This window comes from Enterobacter sp. 22452 (assembly GCF_052045065.1).
GTDB classification, from domain to species: Bacteria; Pseudomonadota; Gammaproteobacteria; order Enterobacterales; family Enterobacteriaceae; genus Enterobacter; species Enterobacter mori.
In genome coordinates, this window is sequence record NZ_JBQEOB010000011.1 from 67,112 (window position 1) to 88,006 (window position 20,895).

Sequence of the window (20,895 nt, forward strand, 5' to 3'; positions counted from 1 at the left end):
GATGCCCTCACCCCGGCCCTCTCCCACGGGGAGAGGGAGAAAACGCTAGGAAGGCATCGCGATGGCCTGCTTCTCTTCGAGCAGTTTGTCCACCACGCCAGGATCCGCGAGCGTTGAGGTATCACCGAGGTTGCTGGTGTCCCCTGCGGCGATTTTGCGCAATATACGGCGCATAATTTTCCCGGAGCGTGTTTTCGGCAGCGAGTCGGTCCAGTGCAGCACGTCCGGCGTCGCCAGCGGGCCAATCTCTTTACGCACCCAGTTGCGCACCTCGGTATACAGCTCTGGCGACGGCTCTTCGCCGTGGTTCAGGGTGACGTAGGCGTAGATCGCCTGGCCTTTGATGTTGTGCGGAATACCGACAACGGCGGCTTCGGCAATCTTCGGATGCGACACCAGCGCCGACTCAATCTCCGCCGTGCCCAGACGGTGGCCGGAGACGTTCAGCACGTCGTCCACGCGTCCGGTTATCCAGTAATAGCCGTCTTCATCACGACGCGCGCCGTCGCCGCTGAAGTACATGTTTTTAAAGGTCGAGAAGTAGGTCTGCTCGAAGCGCTCGTGGTCGCCAAACAGCGTGCGCGCCTGACCCGGCCAGGAGTCGACGATCACCAGGTTGCCCTCGGTGGCCCCTTCCTGCGGATTGCCTTCGTTATCCACCAGCGCAGGCTGCACGCCGAAGAACGGACGGGTTGCGGAACCCGCTTTCAGCTGGGTGGCGCCCGGCATTGGGGTGATCATAAAACCGCCGGTTTCGGTCTGCCACCAGGTGTCCATCACCGGGCATTTCTCGTTGCCAATTTTCTTCCAGTACCACTCCCAGGCTTCCGGGTTGATGGGCTCACCCACGGAACCGAGGATGCGCAATGATGAGCGGTCGGTGCCCTCAATGGCTTTGTCGCCTTCCGCCATTAACGCGCGGATCGCCGTTGGCGCGGTGTAGAGAATGTTGACCTGGTGCTTGTCGACCACCTGACACATGCGCGCCGGGGTCGGCCAGTTCGGGACGCCTTCAAACATCAGCGTCGTTGCGCCGCAGGCCAGCGGGCCGTACAGCAGGTAGCTATGGCCGGTGACCCAGCCCACGTCGGCGGTACACCAGTAGATGTCGCCCGGATGGTAGTCGAAGACGTATTTGAAGGTGGTGGCCGCATAGACCAGATAGCCACCGGTGGTGTGCAGCACGCCTTTCGGTTTGCCGGTTGAGCCGGAGGTGTAAAGGATAAACAGCGGGTCTTCCGCATTCATCTCTTCCGGCTGATGCTGGTCGCTCGCTTTTTCAATCAGGTCGCTCCACCAGAGGTCGCGCCCTTCATTCCAGTCGATCTTGCCGCCGGTACGCTTGAGCACGATGACGTTGCTGATGGTTTTCACATTGGGGTTTTTCAGCGCTTCGTCGACGTTTTTCTTCAGGGGGATACCGCGACCGGCGCGCACGCCTTCGTCAGCGGTGATCACCAGCTTCGAGTTAGAGTCAACGATACGCCCGGCAACCGCCTCCGGTGAGAAGCCGCCGAAAATAACGGAGTGAATCGCACCGATGCGCGCGCAGGCCAGCATGGCAACCGCCGCTTCCGGTACCATCGGCATATAAATAGCAACAACGTCGCCTTTTTTAATACCCTGTTCCAGCAATACGTTGGCGAAGCGGCAGACATCGCGATGGAGTTCGTTATAGGTGATATGTTTACTCTGCGAGGCATCATCGCCTTCCCAGATAATGGCCGTTTCGTTGCCGCGCTCGGCGAGGTGGCGGTCAAGGCAGTTCGCCGCCAGGTTCAGCGTGCCGTCTTCATACCATTTAATGGAGACGTTACCCGGTGCAAAGGAGGTGTTCTTCACCTTCTGATACGGTTTGATCCAGTCAAGGATATGGCCCTGCTCACCCCAGAAGAGGTCAGGGCTAGAGATGGATTGCTGATACTTCTCGTGGTACTGCTCCGGGTTTATCAGGCAACGGTCCGCAATATTTGCGGGAATGTCGTGTTTATGGATTTGGCTCATGGCTTTTTTTCTCCGTGTAAGATGTTAATAATATGTCGCAAAAACGTTAATTGTAGGGGCTTTACAAGCTTTGTTTAGTATTTGGGCGGCAGATCACGCATTGTTTGAATAGGCTGAAAAATGAGCGAATGAAACTTTGAAGGGAAATAATTTACGCTAACGATTATTCACATTTATGTTTAAAAAAGCTTTTTTATAACAAAAGGTTATTTATCAGAATTAGGACAAACTCCCGTCATCCCCGCTTTTTCGAGTGAAATGCGTCGTTCTTTAAGGCTTGCGCAACAGGCCGCGCAAATGATACTCATACGCCGCGTTAAAAAATCCCATAAACCAACGCAACACAATTCATACCCTTTCAGTATGTCCCCATATTCATGCAGTTTGAGTGAATAAGGCGCTTCATTGAGGAAGTCAGTTTCTATGAAAAACGTTAAAGTCAGCCTTGCCTGGCAGATCTTAATCGCCCTTGTGCTGGGCATCTTGCTGGGCAGTTACCTGCATTATCATAGCGACAGCCGCGAATGGCTGATTGCGAACCTGCTTTCACCTGCAGGGGATATCTTTATTCATCTGATTAAGATGATTGTGGTACCGATTGTGATCTCGACGCTGGTGGTCGGTATTGCGGGTGTCGGTGATGCGAAGCAGTTAGGCCGCATCGGTGCGAAGACCATTCTTTATTTCGAAGTGATCACTACGGTTGCGATTATCCTCGGCATTACGCTGGCGAACGTGTTCCAGCCGGGTTCCGGGATCGATATGTCGCAGCTGGCGACGGTGGATATTTCGAAATACCAAAGCACGACCGCTGACGTCCAGAGCCACGCGCACGGCCTGATGGGTACTATTCTTTCGCTGGTGCCGACCAACATCGTGGCATCAATGGCGAAGGGCGAGATGCTGCCGATCATCTTCTTCTCAGTGCTGTTTGGTCTGGGGCTTTCTTCCCTGCCGGCGACGCACCGTGAGCCGCTGGTCACCGTGTTCCGTTCTATCTCTGAAACCATGTTTAAAGTGACCCACATGGTGATGCGTTACGCGCCGGTCGGGGTGTTCGCGCTTATTGCCGTCACCGTGGCGAACTTCGGTTTTGCCTCCCTGTGGCCGCTGGCGAAGCTGGTGATCCTGGTGCACTTCGCCATCCTGTTCTTCGCGCTGGTGGTGCTGGGCATTGTGGCGCGCCTGTGCGGGCTGAGCATCTGGATCCTGATCCGTATCCTGAAGGATGAATTGATTCTGGCGTACTCCACGGCAAGCTCTGAGAGCGTGCTGCCGCGTATCATTGAGAAGATGGAAGCCTACGGCGCGCCAGCCTCTATTACCAGCTTCGTGGTACCAACCGGCTACTCCTTTAACCTGGACGGTTCAACGTTGTACCAGAGTATCGCTGCTATCTTTATTGCGCAGCTGTACGGCATTGACCTGTCGCTGTGGCAGGAGATCGTGCTGGTGCTGACGCTGATGGTGACGTCCAAAGGTATTGCAGGCGTTCCGGGCGTCTCCTTCGTGGTTCTGCTGGCGACGCTCGGCAGCGTCGGGATCCCGCTGGAAGGTCTGGCGTTTATCGCCGGTGTTGACCGTATCCTCGACATGGCGCGTACCGCGCTGAACGTGGTGGGGAATGCCCTGGCGGTGCTGGTTATCGCCAAGTGGGAACACAAATTCGACCGCAAAAAAGCGCTGGCGTATGAACGCGAGGTGCTGGGTCGTTTTGATAAGACGGCTGATCAGTAACATCCTAAGCCCGGTGGCGCTGCGCTTACCGGGCCTACGGGTTTTGTAGGCCGGGTAAGGCGAAGCCGCCACCCGGCACTTTATTCTCCGCTTAACGCATCAAACTCTTCACATCCCGTATCAAACCCTTCCGTACAGCTCAGGTTCAACCAGTAGAGCGCTTTCTGTTTATTTGGCGTGATAAAGCCTTTCTCGCCCTGCTGGAACAGCATACCAGCCCAGTATTCTGCGTAGCCCGTACGTGAAAGAGACGAACTGCGCTTAAACCACGCTGCTGCCTGAGCGTCATCCTGCACCACTTCCACGCCGTTGGCATAAATCAGCCCCAGCAGCAGTTGCGCATCAACCGCGGAGTCGTTGTCGATATCCTCGGTAGCCGTTTGCAGTAGTTTGATCGCCTGCGGATAGTCAGTTTTCCCCGCCTGGGTGTTCACCAGCACGCGCGCCAGCATGATTGCGCCACGCTTGCTGCCCGCGATGGTTGCCTGCTGTGCCAGTGCCTTGGCTTGCGCATAATTTCCCTGGGTAAAGAGAATTTGCGAGAGCAGCCCCATGGCGTCAACATCGCCACCTTTTGCGGCTTTCTCGGCCCACAGCGCCGCTTGTTTGCTGTCGCCGGAGCTAAAGTACGTATCGGCCAAATAATACTGGGCACGGGCGTCACCCGCTTCAGCCTGTTCCTTGTACTGGCTGCCAATCTCATCGGCACGGACAAGCGATGTAAAAAGTAACAACAACAGAAAAATATGTTTCATGGGTTCTTATCATCTGGGTACATGCCGCGCAGTATAATCGCGGCGACAGAAGAAAAAAATGGGTGCATTAAGACCTCAGCATCCTACAAGCCGGGCGGAACCGTCGTTCCGCCCGCAGAGGTTAGCCTGCGTTGCAGGCTAATTTCGCCGCCACCTCCTGATGTTCACTCTTTATTGAAAACTCGCAGAGCCTGCCGCGAGTAATAAAGGTAAAGATCACTATCGTCAGGCAAATAATAAAGACGATGCCTAACGCAGTTTTTAATGGCGTCATGCCTTTTACTCCTTGTGTAAAAAAGAATAAGAGGCTACTCTCAACTTGTTGGGAGTTGAGGGAGTAGCCTCGGGTAAATGAAAATTTCCCGGGGCTTCCTACTTTCTGTCCCTCAACAATGCTCAAGACAGAAAGTCTTAAGCACCCGCCGCACATCTTATCCCTCTGAATTAAAATGCAAAGATGTAATTCTTTTTCGCTGGAATTACATTATTTCTGCGAGCCGCTATCCAGAATAACAATTAATATTTTTAATGTGTTAAGCGGAAATAAAAAGGGAGTGAATATCTCACTCCCTTTATTCATCGTTTAATTAACGTCATCAACCCATTGCGCTTTCACGCAGTCGGGCTTTCAGCTTCTTATATTCGTCGATCACATACTGTTCCGCAGCGTGTTGATCTGAGATCGGCTCCACGTTTACGGCGCAGTATTTATACTCCGGCGTTTTGGTTATCGGACTTAAGTTCTCCGTCACCAGCTCGTTACAGGCACCAATCCACCACTGGTAGGTCATATAGACTGCGCCTTTATTCGGACGGTCGCTGACCTGCGCGCGGGTGATGATGCGGCCCTTACGCGAGTTTACCCACACCAGCGCTTCGTCCTCAATGCCGAGACGCTCCGCGTCGGCGGTGTTGATTTGTGCGTATCCCGGTTCGTCCGCCAGCGCCGCCAGCGCGGCACAGTTGCCGGTCATCGAACGGCAGGAGTAGTGACCCACTTCACGCACGGTGGAGAGCACCATCGGATACTCATCGGTGAGTTTATCGATCGGCGCGACCCAGTCGCAGGTGAAAAACTGCGCCAGTCCGTTCGGGGTGTCGAATTTCTCTTTGAAGAGGTACGACGTTCCCTGGTCGGCTTCGGACTCATCGCGACACGGCCACTGGATGTACCCCAGCTCACCCATTTTTTCATAGGTTGCCCCATAAAAGTCCGGACACAGACTGCGCAACTCGTCCCAGATCTCCTGAGTGTTGTTGTAGTGCATCGGGTAGCCCATGCGGGTGGCAATTTCACTGATAATCTGCCAGTCGGTTTTGAGATCCCACTTCGGTTCGACCGCTTTAAAGAAGCGCTGGAAGCCGCGGTCCGCCGCCGTGTAGACGCCCTCATGCTCGCCCCAGGAGGTCGACGGTAAAATCACATCCGCCGCCGCCGCGGTTTTGGTCATGAAGATATCCTGGACAATCACCAGTTCCAGATCCTCAAACCCTTTGCGCACCGCAGACAGCTCGGCGTCGGTCTGAAGCGGATCTTCACCCATGATGTAGGCCGCACGCACTTCGCCATGCGCCGCACGGTGCGGCAGCTCGCTGATGCGATACCCGGTGTGCTCAGGCAGACTTTCCACGCCCCAGGCCTTCGCAAACTTCGCGCGGTTCTCCGGGAATTTCACGTACTGGTAGCCAGGATAGGTATCCGGCAGCGCGCCCATGTCGCAGGCACCCTGGACGTTATTCTGACCGCGCACCGGGTTCACGCCGACGTGCGCTTTACCCAGATTGCCCGTCAGCATCGCGAGGCTGGTCAGGGAACGCACGGTTTCCACGCCCTGGTAGAACTGGGTGACGCCCATGCCCCACAGGATGGCGGCGGTTTTCGCTGCCGCGTACATGCGTGCCGCCTGGCGGATCTCCTGCGCGCTGACGCCGGTTATCGTTTCAACCGACTCTGGCGTATAGCCTTCGACAATTTTCCGATACTCTTCAAAGCCTTCCGTACGGCTTGCGACAAACGCCTGGTCGTACAGGTTCTCCTCAATAATGACGTGCCCCATTGCGTTCAGCAGCGCGATGTTCGAGCCGTTTTTTAACGCGATGTGCATATCCGCAATGCGCGCGGTTTCAATTTTGCGCGGATCGCAGACGATGATTTTCGCCCCATTCTGTTTAGCGCGAATTACGTGGTTCGCGACGATAGGGTGAGAATCCGCCGGGTTATAGCCGAAAATAAACACGAGATCGGTATTATCTATCTCGTTGATGGCATTACTCATTGCGCCGTTACCGACCGACTGGTGCAGACCTGCAACCGATGGGCCGTGTCAGACGCGAGCGCAGCAGTCGACGTTATTGGTACCAATAACGGCGCGCGCGAATTTTTGCATCACATAGTTGGTTTCATTCCCCGTCCCGCGTGAGGAGCCGGTGGTCTGAATCGCATCCGGGCCATACTTGGCCTTGATGGCGCTGAGGCGCGTGGCGACGTAATCGAGCGCCTCGCTCCAGATGACGGCTTCCAGCTTGCCGCCGCGCTCGCGGCGGATCATAGGGGTTTTCAGGCGCGGGGTGAGGATCTGGGTATCGTTAATAAAATCCCAGCCGTAGTAACCTTTCAGGCACAGCGTGCCCTGGTTGGTTTTCCCCTGCGCGGCCTCTGCCCGGACGATTTTGCCGTTATCGACCACCAGGTGGATCTTGCAACCTGAGGCACAATAAGGACAAACCGTGACGACTTTTTTCATCAGTCTGCTCCAGTTAATCGAATCTTTCGCACCCACTATGCAGCTTCTATGCCATGTTTTTAATGTGGGTATCTCCAGACTGTACGGCTGAAATGCGCGCAAAACCCTGACGAAAAACAGGCAATCGTCAAAATTGACGTGTCGAAAGGGCAGCGGATGTGACATGGGTTGAAATTCCGTCACGTAAAAAACAATTTGGCTGGAGCCGACGGCAGAATGGTTCAGACTTAACATAATCCCCTGACGGAAGCATACGATGAAACCGGCGATTCTGGTGGTTGATGACGATACGGCAGTGTGTGAATTGCTGCAGGACGTGCTCAGCGAGCACGTCTTTACCGTGCTCGTCTGCCATAACGGACAGGACGCGCTGAACCGGGTACATCAGGAACCGGGTATCGCACTCGTGCTGCTGGACATGATGCTGCCGGATATCAACGGCCTGCAGGTCTTACTCCAGTTGCAAAAGCAGCGGCCAGAACTACCGGTGGTCATGTTGACGGGGCTGGGCAGTGAATCAGACGTGGTCGTGGGTCTGGAGATGGGCGCCGATGATTACATTGGCAAACCATTTAACCCGCGCGTGGTGGTTGCCCGCGTGAAAGCGGTACTGCGCCGGACGGGCGTGCTGGCAGCAGAAACTCCCGCGGCGCCCGTCGCGGGCATTGCTTTTAATGGATGGACGCTCGATACCACCCGCTGCGAGCTAAGAGATCCGAACCGCAATACCGTGACATTAACCCAGGGCGAGTACGGCTTGTTGCTGGCGCTCACGCAAAATGCCCGCCGTGTGCTCAGCCGCGATCGGCTGCTTGAGCTGACCCACAGCGAAAGCGCCGAGGTGTTCGATCGCACTATCGACGTGTTGATCATGCGTCTGCGCCGGAAGATCGAGGTTAACCCGCATCAGCCAGCGCTCATCAAAACCATCCGTGGGTTAGGTTACGTGTTTGCCACCGATGTGTCGCATTGCGAGAAAGCGGCCTAAGTATTCTCTTTGATAAACAGCTGCAGCTCGGCCAGCGTTTTCGCACCGTCAATTGCGTTGGCGGCCAGCAGGCTTGCCCGCGCGCAGGCGTGCGCCAGATAAATACTCTCGGCAAGCGACAGCGATTCATGGCAGCCATATAAAAAGCCTGCGCAAAACGCATCGCCCGCGCCGACGCTGCCGATAATCTCCTCCTGCTCCAGCATCCACGACGGGATCCAGCGGCCTTGCTCACCGCGTGCTTCCCCCCATGCCCCTTCCGGGCAGTGGATCACCACCCGCTGACGAACGCCTGCCGCCAGCAGCTGCGCCGCGGCTTCAGCAATATGGGCTGTGTTCAGCGCGTCGCTGCCGTCACGCATCTCCAGCCCGCTAAACTCCCCGGCTTCCAGCTCATTAATCACCAGATAGTCGAGATGGCGCAGGGCAGGGAGCACCAGCGGCTGATAGCGTGGGTCGCCCTTGCGGGACACCAGGTCGAGCGAGGTTTCATACCCCTGGTCGCGCATCTGCGCCAGCAGCCGCGCGCTGCGGGTGCCAAATTCGTCATCGGGCATATCCAGGCTGTCGAGAAGCAAAAGGTAGCCGAGATGGAAAATTTTCATCGACCCGTCGAGACGGTCAAAAGCGGGCAGATCCAGCAGGCGGTTGGCCCCCGGCGAGTGGAAGAAGGTGCGCTGTCCGCTGGGATCGGTCATGACCTGGGACATGGAGGTCGGGGCAAAGGTGGTGCGCTGCACGCGCTGGCGGTTGACGTGGTACTGGTCGAGCATCGCCAGAATGTAATCCCCGTCGCCGTCTTCGCCAATCAGCCCTACCGCCTGCAGCGGCAGGCCAACATGCATTTTCGCCAGCGTCAGCAGCACGTTGAGCGGCGCGCCGCCGGTGGAGCGTTCGCTGTGGGTGATTTCCGCCAGCCAGCCGCGCTCCGGCCACTGCACGATCTGGTGGACATGATCCACCAGCATATTGCCAGCGGCGATAATGCCTTTACGTTCCATTATGCCTGCCCCGCGCTGCCGAAGATGCGCATCTGTTCGGCGACCGTATCCGTAATTGCCTCTTCTATCCCCAGCAGCAGCTCGGCAAATTCATCGTACAGCGGCTGGCGGTTTGCCATGCGCTGCTCAACGGCGGCAAGCGCGGCCTGCGACATGCCGGTGTAGAAATTGATTTTATGAATGCCCAGCTCAATCGCGCGGCGAAAATCGGCATCGCTAATCCCTGAGCCGCCGTGTAAAACCAGCGGCAGCCCCGTCTGCTGGCGAATGGCGTCCAGGCGTGGGAAATCGAGTTTCGGCTCGCCTTTGTATTTGCCGTGCGCGTTGCCGATAGCAACCGCCAGCGCGTCAATGCCGGTTGAATCGACAAATTCGCGCGCCAGCTGCGGGTCGGTAAAGAACGCTTCGTCCGCGTGCCCGTAAAGCGCGCCGCCTTCATCACCCCCGACCGCGCCCAGCTCCGCCTCCACCGACACGCCCACCGCGTGGCACATCTTCACCACTTCCCGCGTCTGGCGAATGTTTTCCTCGTAGCTTAGCGTCGAGCCGTCGAACATCACCGAGCTGAACCCTAAGCGCAGGGCGCGTACGACGGCCTCAAAATGCAGCCCGTGGTCGAGGTTAAGCACCACGGGAATGTCGTGACGGGCGGCTTCGAACTTAACCGCCTCGACAAGCGAATCCAGAGACACGTACTTAAAATGCACTTCGGCGATGTTGATGATAAACGGCGAGCGTTCCTGCTTCGCGGCGGCGAACAGCGCGCGCAGGAAGTGGGAGTCGAGCACGTTGAACGCGCCCAGCGCGTAGCGATGTTTCCGGGCGTGCTCAAGACCGTCGGCAAGAGAAATCAATGGCATCATTCACCCCTTATATCCGAAACAGGTTGTATTCGTTGCACAGCACCAGCACTGCCGGTTCGTCTTCTTCAATGTTGTTATAGCGGGCAACGGGCTGCAAAAAGTGGTTATCGTGCTCGTCGTCATTGACCGATGAGACTTCGCCCACCAGCACGTCGCCAAAGCCGCGTTCGCCCCAGAAACTGTGGTACAGGCCGGGTGTCAGACAGATGCTTTCCCCTGGTGTGAGGCGCAGCTGGCTGCCGGGCGCGTGGGTCTGACGGCAGCCGTCTATCGTGACGGTCACATCCGTGTTTTCGGTTTCTTCATGCGCGCCCGCATTCCATAACTCAATAATCAGATTCCCGCCGCCCCGGTTGATAATGTCCTCTCGTTTACGCCAGTGAAAATGCATCGGCGTCAGCTGACCGTCCCGCACGTGCATAATTTTTTCGGCATAGCATTTTTCATACGGCATGCCGTTCGGCGAGCCGTTGCGCAGGGTAAACAGCGTCAGACCCTCGGCGGCAAAGTTGTTGCCACCAAACGCCGTCACGTCCCAGCCGAGTTTGAGATCGAACACTTCCTGCCATGCGGCCTGGTCAAGCTGCTGCCATTTTGTGGGTGGAAAGCTGGCAAACGGCGGGAGATGCACGTCGTGCATAGAAAAAAACTGTCGCGTGTGACCGAGGATTTCATTGATGTCGGAGCGTTTCATGGGAACTCCTGGAGTTTTATGCCACCCCCTCACCCCGGCCCTCTCCCTCAAGGGAGAGGGGGAATAAGTTCCCTCTCCCCGTGGGAGAGGGTTAGGGTGAGGGCATCAGGCCGCAACGAGGTTACTTAACCGTCCAACCCTTATAGGTCCCGACGTTCTTTTTATCGATCATCGTCACCGGGATCAGCACAGGCGCTTTCGGCGCAGGTTTGCCCTGTAGAATGTCATAGCCGATCTCCACCGCTTTTGCCGCCATCACCTGCGGATCCTGCGCCGGGGTCGCCACAAACAGGGAGTTTTCACGCTTCAGGGCTTCCTCACCGTCCGGTGATCCATCCACGCCGACGATAAAGAACTCATTGCGCTGCGCCTGTTTCGCCGCCAGATCGGCACCGATCGCGGTCGGATCGTTAATGGCGAAAACGCCGTCGATCTTCGGATTCGCCGCCAGCAAAGAGGTCATCACTTCCAGACCGCCTTCACGACTGCCCTTGGCGTTTTGGTTATCCGAGAGCACCTTGATATCCGGATGTTTTTTGAATTCCGTCTGGCAACCTTCCACGCGGTTTTGCACCGCAGAGACCGGTGGTCCGTTGATGATCACCACGTTGCCTTTGCCTTTCAGGCGGTCGGTAATGTACTTACAGGCCATTTCGCCTGCCTGGGTGTTATCGGAGGTGATGGTGGCATCAGCCCCTTCCGCCGCCACGTCAACCGCAACGACCACGATCCCGGCGTCCTTCGCGCGCTTCACCGCCGGGCCGATCCCTTTGGAATCCGCAGCATTGAGAATGATCATGTCCACCTTCGCGGCGATGAAGTTATCGATCTGCGCCACCTGCTGGCCCAGATCGTAACCGCTGGAAACCAGCGTCACCTTGACGTTATCGCCAGCCAGCTTGCGTGCTTCCAGCTCGGCACCTTTGGTGATCTGCACGAAGAACGGGTTAGCCAGGTCGCCCACCGTCACGCCGATGGACTTCAGATCTTTCGCCTGCGCAAACGGTGTTGCGGCAAGCAGTGCGCCAGCACAGAGCGCGGTCACTAAGGGTTTCAAACGCATATGGTTTTCCTCGAAGCTGTAGGGTGTTGTTGTTATGCACTTTGATGGTGTCGGGTACGGTATTTGTCGATCAGCACCGCTATGATGATCACCGCCCCTTTGATCACCAGTTGCCAGAAGTAGGAGACGCCCATCAGCGTCATGCCGTTGTTAAGGGTGGCGATGATCAGGGCGCCGACCAGCGTGCCGGTGATCGTGCCGATCCCGCCGACGAAGCTGGTGCCGCCGAGGATCACCGCCGCAATCGCGTCAAGCTCATAGCCCATACCGAGGTTGCCGTTGGCGCTGTAGAGGCGCGAGGCGCTCATCACCCCGCCAAGCCCGGAGAGCAGGCCGCTCATGCCGTAAACGAACAGCAGCACCAGCCAGACCTTGATGCCGGTCAGGCGCGCCGCCTGCATGTTGCCGCCCACCGCGTAGATGTGAACGCCAAGCGTGGTGCGGCGCAGGATGAACCAGCAGATAGCAATGACCGCCAGGGCGATCACCACCAGCCACGGAATGGGGCCGAGGTAGTTATTGCCGATCCACTCGAAGCTGATGTTGGAGTTAATCACCGTCGTGCCGTCCGCCAGCAGATAGGCAGCGCCGCGCAGTGCCGTATAGGTGCCGAGCGTCACGATAAAGGGCGGCAGTCCGGCAAAGGCCACCAGCGCGCCGTTGAACAAGCCCAACACCATGCCGAGCATCAGCGCGGCCGGAATGGAGAGCATCGCAAATTCAGGGATAAGCGAGACCACCATCGCTGCAACCGCCGTGGTGCCCAGAATCGAGCCCACGGAGAGGTCAATCCCGCCGGTTAAAATGATGAAGGTCATTCCCGCCGCCAGCACGATGTTGATCGACGCCTGGCGGGTAATATTGAGCAGGTTGCTCTCGGTGAAGAAGTTAGGGGCGATAAAGCCAAATACCGCCACAATCAGGATAAGAATCGGCAGGATACCGACCGTTTGCATCAGATCGCTCATCAGCATTTTTTTGGCGGAGGCGGATTTCGCCACCTGCTGCGGATGGGTTGGAGTTGTCATGATTGCACCGCCTGATGATGAGTGTCGTTCACGCCGGTTGCCAGCGTCATAATGTTTTCCTGAGAGATGTCGCGCCCGTGTAGTTCACCCGCGATGCTGCCTTCGCGCATCACGTACACCCGGTCGCTCATCCCCACCACTTCCGGCAGCTCGCTGGAGATCATCAAAATCGCCACCCCTTTGCGCGCCATCTGGTTCATGATGCGGTAGATCTCGCTTTTCGCGCCGACGTCCACGCCGCGCGTGGGTTCGTCCAGAATCAGAATGCGCGGGCCGATGGCCACCCAGCGGGAGATCAGCAGCTTTTGCTGGTTGCCGCCGGAGAGCCCGCCCGCTCGCACCTGAGAATGCGGCACGCGGATGTTGAGCAGCGCGATAGCGTCATCGGAAATTGACTGGGCTTTTTTACGGTTTAGCATGCCGAAGGTGGCGTCGCGCTCCAGCGTCGCCATGGTGATGTTTTCCTGGGCCGCCAGCTCCAGAAACAGCCCCTGCTCCTTGCGGTTTTCGGTGAGAAAACCGATGCCGTTATCAATGGCCGCGCGCGGGGAGTGGATCACCACCGGCTCGCCGTCCACCTCGATCATGCCGCCGGTGGCTTTACGCACGCCGAAGATGAGCTGCGCCAGTTCGGAGCGTCCGGCCCCGACCAGGCCCGCCAGCCCGACGATTTCGCCGGAACGCACCTGCAGGCTGCAGGGAAGCACTTTTTTGCCGTCAGTCAGGTGATGCACGTTGAGACGCGGGCTGCCGAGCGGGATGTCGCGCTCTTTGTTGAACAGGTCGCTTAACGGACGACCGACCATCATGCGCACCAGCTCAGAGGCGTTCAGCTTGTCGCGCGTCAGGCTGCCGACGTACTGCCCGTCGCGCAGGACGCTGACGCGGTCAGAGAGTTCATACACTTCCGCCATGCGGTGGCTGATGTAGATAATCGCCATCCCTTCATCGCGCAGGCGTAAAATCAGTTCGAACAGGCGGTGCGTTTCCCGCGAAGAGAGGGCGGCGGTGGGTTCGTCCATCACCAGAATGCGGCTGTTGCGGTGCAGCGCGCGGGCGATTTCCACCTGCTGCTGCTCGGCGATGGTCAGCTTCATCACCAGGTCGGTGGCGCTGAACTGCGCGCCGAGACGGTCAATCACCGCCTGCGCCTGGGCGGCCATCTCTTTGCGCTGCACCATCCCGCCGCGCGACAGCTCGCTGCCGAGAAAGATATTTTCGGCAACGGTCAGATTGGGCGCGAGCTGCATCTCCTGATAAATCAGGGTAATGCCTGCGGCCAGCGCATCTTTTGGGCCTTTGATATGAAACGGTTGGCCGTCGATCAGGATTTCGCCGCTGGTGGCGGAATAGGCTCCCGCGAGGATTTTCATCAGCGTGCTTTTTCCCGCGCCGTTTTCTCCCATCAGCGCGTGGATCTCACCGGGGAAAACCGTCAAATCCACACCCTTGAGCGCGTGGAAATTACCAAACGTCTTGGCAATATTGCGCATCTCTAAAACCGGGGTTCTGCTCATGGCGGATCTCCTGCGAATGTCGATATCTGCACTTCATCACAGGTGCGTAAATGCAAAATGTCAGAAGCTGTTCATATTTGTCATAGTTATGAATAGCTAATCGCCGTCACATTTCTCTTTTCCCTCTCCCTGTGGGAGAGGGTTAGGGTGAGGGGACACCAAATCGCAGAGGAGCCCAAATCCATGCCATCACGCCCCCCGTTTTTCGCCAGCGCCCGCGGACGCCTGCTGATTTTCAATCTGCTGGTGGTCGCCGTTACGCTGATGGTGAGCGGCGTGGCGGTACTTGGCTTTCGTCACGCCAGCCAGATCCAGGAGCAGGTGCAGCAGCAAACGCTGGATGACATGACCGGTAGCATGAACCTGGCCCGTGATACCGCTAACGTGGCGACCGCGGCGGTGCGGCTCTCCCAGGTCGTCGGGGCGCTGGAGTACAAAAGCGAAGCCGAGCGGCTGAAGCAGACCCAGATGGCGCTGCGCCACTCGCTGGAGCAGCTTGCGGAAGCGCCGCTGGCGCAGCAGGAACCGGCGCTGGTGGCGCGTATTATTCAAAGAAGCAATGAATTACAGCAGAGCGTGACGGAGATGCTTGAGCGCGGGCAGCGACGCCATCTGGAGCGTAACGCGCTGCTCAGCTCGCTATATCAAAGCCAGAGCTATCTGCGTCATCTGCAGGACATCAACCGCCGCTACAGCAGCAACGTACCGGACGCGCAGCAGCTGATGGAAATGGACAGGCTGATCGCTGCCGCCATCGACACCCCTTCGCCGCGCGCGACCGTTCAGCAGCTTGACGCCGTGACGGCAACCCTTCCCCGGCGCGCCATCCAGCCTGTCGTGAACAGGGTTCTGCCTGATTTTAACGTCGAGCTGCATAAACTCGCCCCTCTGTCGAAGCAGCTGGAAGAGAGCGATCTGGCGATCAGCTGGTATATGTTCCACATCAAGGCGCTGGTGGCGATCCTCAACAGCGACATCAATCAGTACGTAGAACAGGTGGCGAACGCCTCCACGCTTCGTACCGCTCAGAGCCATCAGGAGCTGCGATCGATCAGCGTGTTTATCAGCATTTTCGCCGTGCTGGCGCTGATCATCACCGGGTGCGCCTGCTGGTATATCTACCGCAATCTGGGCTCTAACCTGACGGCTATCTCCAGAGCGATGTCGCGCCTTGCGCACGGCGAGCAGGATGTTTCGGTGCCCGCGCTGCAGCGGCGCGATGAGCTGGGCGAGCTGGCGCGCGCGTTTAACGTTTTTGCCCGCAACACCGCCTCGCTTGAGCACACCACGCGCCTGCTGAAAGAGAAAACCACGCAGATGGAGATTGACCGCATCGAGCGTCAGGGGCTGGAAGAGGCGCTGCTGCACAGCCAGAAGATGAAGGCGGTCGGGCAGCTGACCGGCGGGCTGGCGCATGATTTTAACAACCTGCTGGCGGTGATCATCGGCAGCCTTGAGCTCACCGACACCGAATCAAAAGACGCGCCGCGCATTACCCGGGCGCTGAAGGCGGCCGAACGCGGCGCGCTGCTGACCCAGCGCCTGCTGGCGTTTTCCCGCAAGCAATCCCTGACGCCGCATGTTGTAGAGATGCTGCCGCTGCTGGAGAATCTCCGGGAACTGATGCGTCACTCACTGCCTGCCACCCTGACCCTGGAGATTGAAGCACAAACCCCGGCATGGCCCGCGTGGATAGACGTCAGCCAGCTTGAAAACGCCATTATCAACCTGGTGATGAACGCGCGTGATGCGATGGAAGGGCAAAGCGGGGTGATAAAAATTCGCACCTGGAACCAGCGCGTGACCCGCAGCGACGGACGCAGGCAGGACATGGTGGCGCTGGAGGTCATTGACCACGGCAGCGGCATGTCGCAGGAGGTGAAATCCCGGGTCTTTGAACCGTTCTTCACCACCAAGCAGACCGGAAGCGGGAGCGGGTTAGGCCTGTCGATGGTCTATGGGTTTGTGCGTCAGTCCGGCGGTCGCGTGGAGATTGAAAGCGCGCCGGGACAGGGCACCACCGTGCGGCTTCACCTTCCGCGATCGACGCTTCCCGCCGCTTCCGAAGATGAAGCGCTCTCAACCACCGCTACCGTTGAGAACGAGCGGCTGGTACTGGTGCTGGAGGACGAAGCCGATGTCCGCCAGACCCTGTGCGAGCAGCTGCATCAGCTCGGCTATCTGACGCTCGAAGCGGACAACGGCGAGCAGGCGCTGAACATGCTGGCGGCGTCACCGGATATTGGCATGTTTATCAGCGACCTGATGTTGCCGGGAAGCCTGAGCGGCGCGGAGGTGATTAACCAGGTGCGCAGCCATTATCCGCAGCTTCCGGTTCTGCTGATCAGCGGTCAGGATTTGCGACCAACGCATAATCCGCAGCTGCCCGACGTTCAGTTACTGCGTAAGCCGTTTACACGTGTGCAGCTGGCGCAGGCGCTGCGGAAGGTCATGGTAATTTGAGATTCCTCCGCTACCCCGGCTCCCCGCCGTTCATTATCGTAAGGCCAGTTCACCTGCGAGTCTGACCTTATGAAACGTTACTCAACTGCTCTGTTATTTGGTCTGCTGTCACTCACCAGCCAGCTGGCTCATGCCGATATTGTTGATGATGCTATTGGCAACATTCAACAGGCGATCAACGATGCTTATAACCCCAGCAGCAGTCGCAGCAGCGATGACGACGACGATCGTTACGATCGCAGCCGCCAGACCGACAGCCGTCAGTACGACGATCGCCGTCGACAGCTTGAGGACAGACGCCAGCGCTTAGATGAGCGCCAGCGCCAGTTGGATGACGATCGCCGTCGGTTAGAAGAAGATGAGCGCAGGTTAGAAGACGATTACGATCGAGGATAAAGCCTGGTGGCGCTTCGCTTACGCAGGCCTACAAAACTCTGGGCCGGCCGGGTAAGGCGCAGCCGCCACCCGGCAAAACTCAGTCGAGCACCAGCACCATCCCGTCATACCCCGCCTCAATCCCCTCCGGCAGCGGGTTATCCATCATCCACACGTCAAACTGATGGCTGATATGCGTCAGGATCACCTGCGGGCAGCCAATGACCTCGTTTAGCGCAATCACGGTAGTTAAGTCGCAATGGTTGCGCGGCGTTTCCTCGCGCGGTTCATGGCTGCAGTCAATAATCATCGCCTGCGGCGGGTTGTTGAGCAGGAACTTCACCGTTTTCTCCGGCAGTCCGGCGGTGTCGGAAAGCCAGGCCACCCGGCTGTGAGCCGATTCAAGCAGATAGCCGAAGGTCAGTCTGGAATGGTTAAGCGGCAGCGGCGTGACCCGCAGCCCCTGGAGTTCAAACATCACAAACGGCTCCAGCGTGTGGCTGAAATCCAGAATCCCCGGATGTTTAAACAGGTCGTCGCATCCCGCTTCGTCCGGCGGACCGTAAACCGGAATCGTCGCGCCCACGCCCCAGCGCAGGGGGAACAGCCCCTGAACGTGATCCATATGGTAGTGCGTGAGCAAAAACTGCTGAAAGCTGCCCGCGGGCCAGTCGTCCATCAGGTGCGGAATTCCCGCGTCTAGCAGCGTCACCGCATCGTTGAATTTGACCACCGCGCTGCAGGGGCGACGGCGATAGTTGTCCTGCAGGCGCGCCCGGCGGCAGGCCGCGCAGTCGCAGCCAAAGACCGGCACCAGCTGGGCGCTACCCGTCCCCGTCAGCGTGATTGTCAGACTCATAACGCACCTCTATAGCGGTTTGGTGAATCGGAAATGACTCTGCGTATACCCTTCACGCACGTAAAAACGGTGGGCATCAGTGCGCTTTACGCTGGTGGAAAGCTCCGTTAGCTCAGCACCCGCCTGGCGAGCGATCGCTTCCGCCCATGCCAGAAGCTGGCTGCCCACTTTGTGCCCACGCGCCTGCGGCATCACCACCAGCTCCTGGATCTCGCCGATCCAACGCGCATGGTGCAGGTGAAACTGCATGTGCAGACCGATCATGCCGATGACCTGCCCGTCCAATTCGGCAAGCTGGTAGCGCATGTTGTGATCCTGCAGGTTGGCAAGGTAGCCCGCGTGAAACGCCTGATGATCGAATTCTGCCTGCTTAAGTTCGCAGATGAGGGCGTAAACACTCTGCGCATCGTCGGCGGTGGCGGGGCGAAGCTGGCAGTCAGGCATGCTGTTTCTCCTTCTGGCGGATCAGCGTTAAAAAGGTCTCGACTGACTGTAGCAAACTTCCGTCGTTATTGAGGACGTGACAGCCCGACGGGGTGTAGCGCGCCGCACGCTCCAGGCGCTGGTCTATCTCTTTTGCGCTTTCGCGGCCACGATTTTGCAGGCGGTTACGCAAGATCTCCGGCGACACCTCTAAACAGACCGGCAGCAGGGCCGCTTCATATCGGGAACGCGCCTGCGGTAGATGCGCGCGCGAGCCGTTAACCAGCACGTCAAAACCCGCGTGCAGCCAGAGGTCGATTTCGATGCCCACGCCATAGTAAAAACCGTTGGCGTGCCAGCTCAGCGCCAGCAGATTTTGCCCGGCGCGGGTAAAAAATTCCTGCTCGCTCAGGGCGATATGGTTTTCGCTTCCGGCGTTGGCCGCGCGGGTGATGTACCTGTGCGCGACCAACAGTCGCGCGTGTTCCTGCTGTCGCAGCGCCGACAGCAGGCTGTCTTTCCCGGAGCCGGACGGCCCCATTAACCAGATGAGTCTTCCCATCAGAACACCCTTTTTCCCTGACGCCAGACGTGGTCGATATGAACGTGTTCGCCCTTGCGGTGGGCGAGCACCAGATCCGCGCGTTTACCTTCGGCGATTTCCCCGCGATCGTGAAGATTGAGCGCGGTGGCCGGGTTTTTCGTCACCAGGCGAATCGCCTGCGGCAGCGTAAAGCTGTTGCCTTCGTCGTCTGCCACCCGGAACGCCGCATCCAGCAGGCTGGCGGGGTAGTAGTCGGACGAGAGAATATCCAGCAGGCCGAGGGAGGCGAGCCTGCTTGCCGCCACGTTACCGGAGTGCGATCCGCCGCGCACGATGTTAGGCGCGCCCATCAGCACGTTCATACCGTGCCTGCGTGAGGCTTCCGCCGCTTCGAACGTGGTGGGAAATTCAGCGATCACGCTGCCAAGTCGATGGGATTCGCGCACGTGATCGTGCGTGGCGTCGTCATGGCTGGCCAGCGCGATGTTGCGGTCACGGCACATGGCGGCAATCTTAAGGCGGTTAGGCTGCGACCACTGTGCCGCAAGTGCCAGCTGCTCTTCCTCGTAGCGGGCCATCTCCGCATCGTTGAGAGAATATTTGCCCTGATAGTATTCGCGATACTTTTCAATGTTGGCGAACTGGCGCTGCCCCGGCGAGTGGTCCATCAGGGAGACCAGCGAGACCGGCTCACGCCCGACCAGCTTTTCAAACAGCGGCAGGGTAGTGTGATGCGGCAGCTCGCAGCGCAGGTGCAGACGGTGCTCGGCGCGGTTGAGGCCGCGTTTTTGCGTCTCCTCCACGGCGTTGATCATCTTCTCCAGATTTTCCAGGCGATCGCCGCCGTCGCGCACGTCGCCAATGGCCACCGCGTCGAGCACGGTGGTGATGCCGCTGGCGACCATCAGCGCGTCGTGGCTGCTCATCGCCGAATGGGCGGGCCAGTCCACCTTCGGGCGCGGGGTGAAGAATTTGTCCAGATTATCGGTATGCAGCTCAATCAGCCCCGGCAGCAGCCAGCCGCCTTCGCCGTCCATCGCTTCAGGGGTACGGCTCTGGGTTTCGGCAAAGGCGCGAATAACGCCGTCCTGGATCTCGATTGAGCCGCTAACCACTTCATTTTCCAGTACCAGCCTGACGTTATTGATAATCATGAGTTTGTCCCCATCGGGTGCAATCTGTCTGCGACGCGGCTGCGAACGGTTTCGTCGTGGAAGATCCCGACGATCGCCGCGCCGCGCGCTTTGGCCTGTTCGATCAGCTCAACCACGGCCGCGCTGTTTTTATCGTCGAGCGAGGCGGTGGGTTCATCCAGCAGCAGAATCGGGTAGTCGACAATAAACCCGCGCGCGATGTTAACGCGCTGCTGCTCGCCGCCGGAAAAGGTCGACGGGGCAAGGTGCCACAGGCGCTCCGGCACGTTGAGGCGCGTCAGCAGGCTGGCGGCTTTGGCGGCGCAGGTTTCGCGCGGCACGCCGAGATCCAGCAGCGGCTGCATCACCACGTCCAGGGCGGAGATCCGCGGGATCACCCGCAGAAACTGGCTGACCCAGCCGATCGTCGTGCGGCGCACGTCCAGCACCTTACGCGCGGGGGCCTGCACCAGGTCGACCCACTCATCGTTGTGGCGAATGCGAATGTGGCCTTCGTCCGGCAGGTAGTTGGCGTACAGGGAGCGCAGCAGGGTGGATTTTCCGCTGCCGGAGTGCCCGTGCAGCACTACGCATTCGCCCTTGCTGACCTCTAACGAGGCGTTTTGCAGCACCGGCAGGCGCACGCCGTTTTGCTGGTGGAGCACAAAGGTTTTACTGACATTTTCAACGTGAATCATTTTGAC

General features: G+C 58.3%; 19 protein-coding genes. 4 read left to right on the forward strand and 15 right to left on the reverse strand.

What is annotated here, in order from left to right; translation table 11 throughout:
• Positions 1-45: 45 nt before the first annotated feature.
• Entirely contained in the window at positions 46-2,004 is a 1,959-nt protein-coding gene (gene acs / locus ACTJJA_RS21935) for an acetate--CoA ligase (protein WP_100167225.1), read from the reverse strand.
• Between the two features lie 423 nt (positions 2,005-2,427).
• Between acs and gltP the strand changes: the two genes are divergently transcribed.
• The gene (gltP, locus tag ACTJJA_RS21940) at positions 2,428-3,741 is read left to right on the forward strand and encodes a glutamate/aspartate:proton symporter GltP (RefSeq protein ID WP_089598629.1); all 1,314 of its coding nucleotides are present in this window, start codon (positions 2,428-2,430) and stop codon (positions 3,739-3,741) included.
• A gap of 80 nt (positions 3,742-3,821) precedes the next feature.
• Here the strand turns inward: gltP and ACTJJA_RS21945 are convergent, their stop codons facing one another.
• From ACTJJA_RS21945 to fdhF, 3 genes are all read right to left on the reverse strand, one after another.
• The gene (locus tag ACTJJA_RS21945) at positions 3,822-4,496 is read right to left on the reverse strand and encodes a tetratricopeptide repeat protein (protein WP_182401831.1); all 675 of its coding nucleotides are present in this window, start codon (positions 4,494-4,496) and stop codon (positions 3,822-3,824) included.
• Positions 4,497-4,617: 121 nt separating this feature from the next.
• Complete coding sequence (locus ACTJJA_RS21950; protein ID WP_042719158.1) at positions 4,618-4,770, reverse strand: Hok/Gef family protein; 153 nt, start codon at positions 4,768-4,770, stop codon at positions 4,618-4,620.
• Between the two features lie 322 nt (positions 4,771-5,092).
• Entirely contained in the window at positions 5,093-7,240 is a 2,148-nt protein-coding gene (gene fdhF, locus ACTJJA_RS21955) for a formate dehydrogenase subunit alpha (RefSeq protein WP_440669203.1), read from the reverse strand.
• A 256-nt stretch (positions 7,241-7,496) separates the two neighbouring features.
• On the opposite strand from fdhF, the gene ACTJJA_RS21960 reads away from it, so the two are divergent.
• Entirely contained in the window at positions 7,497-8,228 is a 732-nt protein-coding gene (locus tag ACTJJA_RS21960) for a response regulator (RefSeq protein WP_440669204.1), read from the forward strand.
• Here the strand turns inward: ACTJJA_RS21960 and ACTJJA_RS21965 are convergent.
• From ACTJJA_RS21965 to ACTJJA_RS21990, 6 genes are all read right to left on the reverse strand, one after another.
• Positions 8,225-9,229 carry a carbohydrate kinase family protein gene (locus ACTJJA_RS21965; protein ID WP_440669205.1) on the reverse strand — a complete coding sequence of 335 codons (1,005 nt, stop codon included), beginning with the start codon at positions 9,227-9,229 and terminating at the stop codon, positions 8,225-8,227. The two genes, ACTJJA_RS21960 and ACTJJA_RS21965, sit on opposite strands and share 4 nt — an antisense overlap.
• On the reverse strand, positions 9,229-10,089 hold the full coding sequence (locus ACTJJA_RS21970; RefSeq protein WP_042719153.1) for a ketose 1,6-bisphosphate aldolase: 861 nt from the start codon (positions 10,087-10,089) through the stop codon (positions 9,229-9,231). Before ACTJJA_RS21970 ends, ACTJJA_RS21965 begins: the two co-directional genes overlap by 1 nt.
• A gap of 10 nt (positions 10,090-10,099) precedes the next feature.
• Complete coding sequence (locus ACTJJA_RS21975; protein ID WP_440669206.1) at positions 10,100-10,786, reverse strand: D-lyxose/D-mannose isomerase; 687 nt, start codon at positions 10,784-10,786, stop codon at positions 10,100-10,102.
• A gap of 121 nt (positions 10,787-10,907) precedes the next feature.
• Positions 10,908-11,849, reverse strand: a complete 942-nt coding sequence (locus tag ACTJJA_RS21980) for an ABC transporter substrate-binding protein (protein WP_021242935.1) — start codon at positions 11,847-11,849, stop codon at positions 10,908-10,910.
• Between the two features lie 32 nt (positions 11,850-11,881).
• Positions 11,882-12,877 carry an ABC transporter permease subunit gene (locus ACTJJA_RS21985; protein WP_042719147.1) on the reverse strand — a complete coding sequence of 332 codons (996 nt, stop codon included), beginning with the start codon at positions 12,875-12,877 and terminating at the stop codon, positions 11,882-11,884.
• Positions 12,874-14,394, reverse strand: coding sequence for a sugar ABC transporter ATP-binding protein (locus ACTJJA_RS21990; RefSeq protein ID WP_440669207.1), 1,521 nt, complete (start codon positions 14,392-14,394; stop codon positions 12,874-12,876). The genes ACTJJA_RS21985 and ACTJJA_RS21990 overlap by 4 nt, the downstream gene beginning before the upstream one ends.
• Positions 14,395-14,577: 183 nt before the next feature.
• Between ACTJJA_RS21990 and ACTJJA_RS21995 the strand changes: the two genes are divergently transcribed.
• Positions 14,578-16,857: an ATP-binding protein gene (locus tag ACTJJA_RS21995; protein ID WP_440669208.1), complete on the forward strand. Its 2,280-nt coding sequence runs from the start codon at positions 14,578-14,580 to the stop codon at positions 16,855-16,857.
• 69 nt (positions 16,858-16,926) lie between these two features.
• The gene (gene yjdP / locus ACTJJA_RS22000) at positions 16,927-17,253 is read left to right on the forward strand and encodes a DDRRRQL repeat protein YjdP (RefSeq protein ID WP_089598637.1); all 327 of its coding nucleotides are present in this window, start codon (positions 16,927-16,929) and stop codon (positions 17,251-17,253) included.
• A gap of 79 nt (positions 17,254-17,332) precedes the next feature.
• On the opposite strand, the gene phnP is transcribed toward yjdP, so the two are convergent.
• From phnP to phnL, 5 genes are read right to left on the reverse strand one after another with little or no spacing between them, the layout of a single operon-like run.
• Positions 17,333-18,091 (reverse strand): phosphonate metabolism protein PhnP, encoded by a 759-nt coding sequence (gene phnP, locus ACTJJA_RS22005; protein ID WP_089598638.1) that lies wholly within the window; start codon positions 18,089-18,091, stop codon positions 17,333-17,335.
• A 9-nt stretch (positions 18,092-18,100) separates the two neighbouring features.
• Entirely contained in the window at positions 18,101-18,535 is a 435-nt protein-coding gene (phnO, locus tag ACTJJA_RS22010) for an aminoalkylphosphonate N-acetyltransferase (RefSeq protein ID WP_100167231.1), read from the reverse strand.
• Positions 18,528-19,079 (reverse strand): ribose 1,5-bisphosphokinase, encoded by a 552-nt coding sequence (phnN, locus tag ACTJJA_RS22015; RefSeq protein WP_348553407.1) that lies wholly within the window; start codon positions 19,077-19,079, stop codon positions 18,528-18,530. The genes phnO and phnN overlap by 8 nt, the downstream gene beginning before the upstream one ends.
• Positions 19,076-20,212, reverse strand: a complete 1,137-nt coding sequence (gene phnM / locus ACTJJA_RS22020) for an alpha-D-ribose 1-methylphosphonate 5-triphosphate diphosphatase (protein WP_260663388.1) — start codon at positions 20,210-20,212, stop codon at positions 19,076-19,078. The genes phnN and phnM overlap by 4 nt, the downstream gene beginning before the upstream one ends.
• On the reverse strand, positions 20,209-20,889 hold the full coding sequence (gene phnL / locus ACTJJA_RS22025; RefSeq protein WP_440669209.1) for a phosphonate C-P lyase system protein PhnL: 681 nt from the start codon (positions 20,887-20,889) through the stop codon (positions 20,209-20,211). The genes phnM and phnL overlap by 4 nt, the downstream gene beginning before the upstream one ends.
• Between the last annotated feature and the right edge of the window lie 6 nt (positions 20,890-20,895).